This is a genomic window from Prevotella sp. TCVGH (assembly GCF_023522295.1).
GTDB classification, from domain to species: Bacteria; Bacteroidota; Bacteroidia; order Bacteroidales; family Bacteroidaceae; genus Prevotella; species Prevotella timonensis.
In genome coordinates, this window is record NZ_QFFX01000114.1 from 1 (window position 1) to 3,637 (window position 3,637).

Below are 3,637 nucleotides of genomic sequence, written 5' to 3' on the forward strand. Positions count from 1 at the left end.
ACGCCAACGAGTTCATCGGTCTTGCGCTTTTCCTTGTCCTCCTTGGACTTCTCACCACGATAGACGTGCATATCCTCCGCCTTGTCCCATCCAAAAAGCATCATCGGCACATCCAATGGGCTGCCGTCACGGACTTTCAGAGCTTTCACCACAGAGTATTCAGGATTGTCATCTTTCTCTATGGAGAGAATGCCTGCCGCCTTGCGTTGAAGTTCGGAGCCAATATGCCCACGGAGTTTGATGCCATTCGGTACGAAGTGCAGTACGCAGATGATGCAGGTGTTGTAAATCCCTGCCAAGCGGTAGAGCTCATCCACGATGGCAATGCTTTCCGTTTCATCATTGGCGGAACGTATCAAGTCAGCTATGCCGTCAATCACCACAAGATGGATGCCCCCATGCTTGTGATGAAACAGGTCCATACTTTCACGGATAAGTTTCAACCGGTCTTTACGGGAAAGCGAAGCGAGATACAGAGAATGATAATACTCAGGTACTGCTGCCAGAGAAGCCCTGCGCAATGTCTTGCCCAAATTCTTGTGGAGTTGTGCCTCGGACTGCTCCGTGTCATAGTGCAGAACTGCCAAACCTTTGGGATTGGCGGCAATCTCTAATCCCAAGGTTTTCTCAATTGGCAGTTGTTCTTCTCCCAATGTTCCAGCAAGAATGGCTCCTACATAGTTACTCTTGCCCGTACCTTCTCCTCCGGTGATGCAGAATAGATTGTCTTGGGTTCCCAATGGGACACCATTCACAGCCACTACCGATTTGGAAATGTCAGGAGGGTTTTCGTAGTCTATTTCGCAGGAGCGCACCATCATCATAGTTTGACTGTATAAGTCTGTAAACATCTTGGCAAGCAGCTCTTTCAGTTCCTTTGCCCCATTGCCCAAGGCAAAGTAATCAGAAATATCCTTTTCCGTCTTGGTTCCACTAAGTGGAAGTGTAAGATTCAACACCTTGAATTCTACTAAATGTTCAGCCTGTTTATGCGCCTCTCTTACACCTGTTTCATCCGCATCATACAAAAGTATGATATGCCGAAAGCGAAGTTGAAGGCTCTCAATGATACTTGTCGGTATTTGTGCCGTTTCACTGTTGAAACATATCGCATTGAAGCCGTGTGCATATAACGAGAGCACATCCTTTTCTCCACCTGTGATGAAAAGAATATCACCTTTGGTGGGAATCTGCTCCATACCGAAGCAATAGGTGGCAGGCATTCTTCCACCATAGAGAAAGCGGATTTTCGAACTGTGAGGTCTGTATATCTTTATGTAGCCGTTTCCTATATAGGCAAATATAGGTTCTGTCAGTGAGCTGTGAAGTTCAAACTTCTTGCCCTCGGCAGATACGCTCTCATACCGTTTAAGACTCCGTACCCGAAAAAGCCGGAGTGTATCTTCATGGATACCATAATGCGCCCAATAGTTCAGCAGTCCATCGTCAAATGGCTGTATCTCGAAACTATATGGTCGTTCTTCCGTCCGCTTGGTCTTTTCAACCGTAGGACTGGAGGCTATAGGATTTTTATATGACGGTGTGATATGCTTGTTATGCTTTTCGGCATCACATAAAGAATACAATCCAAGTTCTTGTACGATGGTTTCCAAGACCTCGGGAAAACTCGTTTTCAGATTCAAACTACGCAACGTTGCCACAAACCAGAAGCAATCCCCTGAATAGGTGGTATCGCCATGATCATAGAATTTATAAGAAGAAGTTTTCCTATCATAGTAGATATGACAGGAAGCCCGTTTGTCGTCATAAAAGGGGCTACGGAAGTTTCGGTGAAGATTCACCTCAAAACCAAGGAAATGGGAAAATACATTCAAACCTCCTTGGGTAAGCAAAAGAATCTGTTCTTTTTCTATCATAGTTGTCTGTTTTTAGGGTTAAGACATGAACTCATGATAAGATTGTCCTTGAAACGGTTGAGCCGACCAAGAACCTCGTCATTCCTCATACCGGAAACACGGAGGCGGTTGCATTTCGTGGCAATCACGATAGACTTGAAAAAATAACGCACATCACCACCCTCGGTGTAGCGATACCTCACTAACTGCTTCTTGCGCCAACGGTAAAGGGTGGACTCTGAAACATTCAGAGTCCCGATAAGGTCTTTCGTGGTCATCTCCAGCTCGTCGTCAATGTCTTGGATAAGACGGGAAGTGCGCTCGATATACTGCTCAATTCGGTTGAGCCTGTCTATCAGTTCTTGATAAGCTTGGCTTTCTACTGCTATTATTTCCATATGTCATCATAGTTTGGTTTGTAAGATAATGTGCTGCGGTCCCAATTCCTTGGCGAGATCCATTATCTTTCCATAAGTCTCTTCGTCAAACACGTCTATGCCCAGTCGAATAAATGGGAGTGGTATTTCTCTTCTTCTCCTTGCAATAGATGCAAGCAGATCACTCTCATCCATTTCCAAAACTTTGGCATAGCTGCAAATTTGTACTATACTCATGGATACGGCTCCTGTTTCCCATCTTGAGATGGTACTTGAGCTAACTTTCAGTTTTTCAGCGATATACTCCTGTGAGTATCCTTCATGCTCTCGCTTTTCCTTTAGGGTTTTGTGCAACTGTTTCATATGTATAAAGTTACAAAGACACCTAAATTTGAGCAACCCGCCTCATTCAAATGTTTGCATCCCATGCAAGGACGCTTGCATTAGGTGCAGATAAATATTTTGGCAGTGTCAGCATGGAATACCTTTTCCAACTCCTAATAGATTAAAACGAGAAAAACTTTATTATCATTCCGAAATCGGCAAAAAAAGATAATTATTATGAAAGCCAGTGCACGGTGCAAGACCCTTTATATATAAGGGCTTGCACCGTGCACTGGAAAATGTAGCAGAAAAGTTTCTAAATATTTATGACACAAAGATTTGGAAATATAAACAAAAAAATCTAACTTTGTACACAGAAAATGAGGGCAAGCATGCTTTCAGCAGATAGTCAGAATAGCGGTCATAAGCCAGTCAGTTTACTGCTACATTTCTGCTACAGGAACTATCTGAACGAAAAGGTAAACAATTAGCTTTCAGCGATTAGGATATACTGCGGATTAGTTCAGGCTGGTCCACAAAGAAAATCAAGGAGTTACAGCAACGTAACTCCTTTTTATTTGGAAACGAGTAAAATTCAGACGAAATTCAAACAAAGGGATGTTGAATTTTTATCGGGTAAAGAATTGCAAAGAATGAAATGAAATTTTATCACCGATTTTTCAATTAAGAATGATATTTTTACAGCAAAAAGCACCAACTAAACAGTGGATGTAAAATTGGTAGTACGCTGCATGAAATGATAATAATTGATGCTGAATTATCTTTACAAAGAGCCTCTCATAACTCGCGTAAAAACAACCAACGGCAAAGTTGGTCGCAAATACGCAAATTATGAGCGAATTTCATAACCGATTGCTATTTAGAACGTTATATTAAAATCGCCTCTTTTCGTTCCAATTTTTACCTCTTTTTGGCGACTGAAGCATTGAGATAAGCCTCCAATTTGCATGCTTTAATGCTGCTGATGCATGTGAATAACACCTTTAACCCAAATCGGTCATTAGAAAAAGCTTCTTGTCATTTTCTAATGACCGCCATTAGAAAAACAGCATTGTATAT

Annotated in this window: 3 protein-coding genes; all 3 read right to left on the bottom strand. The window is 42.3% G+C overall.

Going from position 1 to position 3,637, the window contains the following annotated elements; all coding sequences use genetic code 11:
- A partial coding sequence (locus DEM91_RS12200) for a bifunctional DNA primase/helicase (RefSeq protein WP_249859089.1) occupies positions 1 to 1,877 on the bottom strand: 1,877 nt, incomplete at its 3' end.
- Entirely contained in the window at positions 1,874 to 2,254 is a 381-nt protein-coding gene (locus DEM91_RS12205) for a hypothetical protein (RefSeq protein ID WP_004358140.1), read from the bottom strand. The genes DEM91_RS12200 and DEM91_RS12205, both read right to left, overlap by 4 nt.
- A 6-nt stretch (positions 2,255 to 2,260) precedes the next feature.
- Positions 2,261 to 2,596, bottom strand: coding sequence for a helix-turn-helix domain-containing protein (locus tag DEM91_RS12210; RefSeq protein ID WP_025072884.1), 336 nt, complete (start codon positions 2,594 to 2,596; stop codon positions 2,261 to 2,263).
- Positions 2,597 to 3,637 lie beyond the last annotated feature (1,041 nt).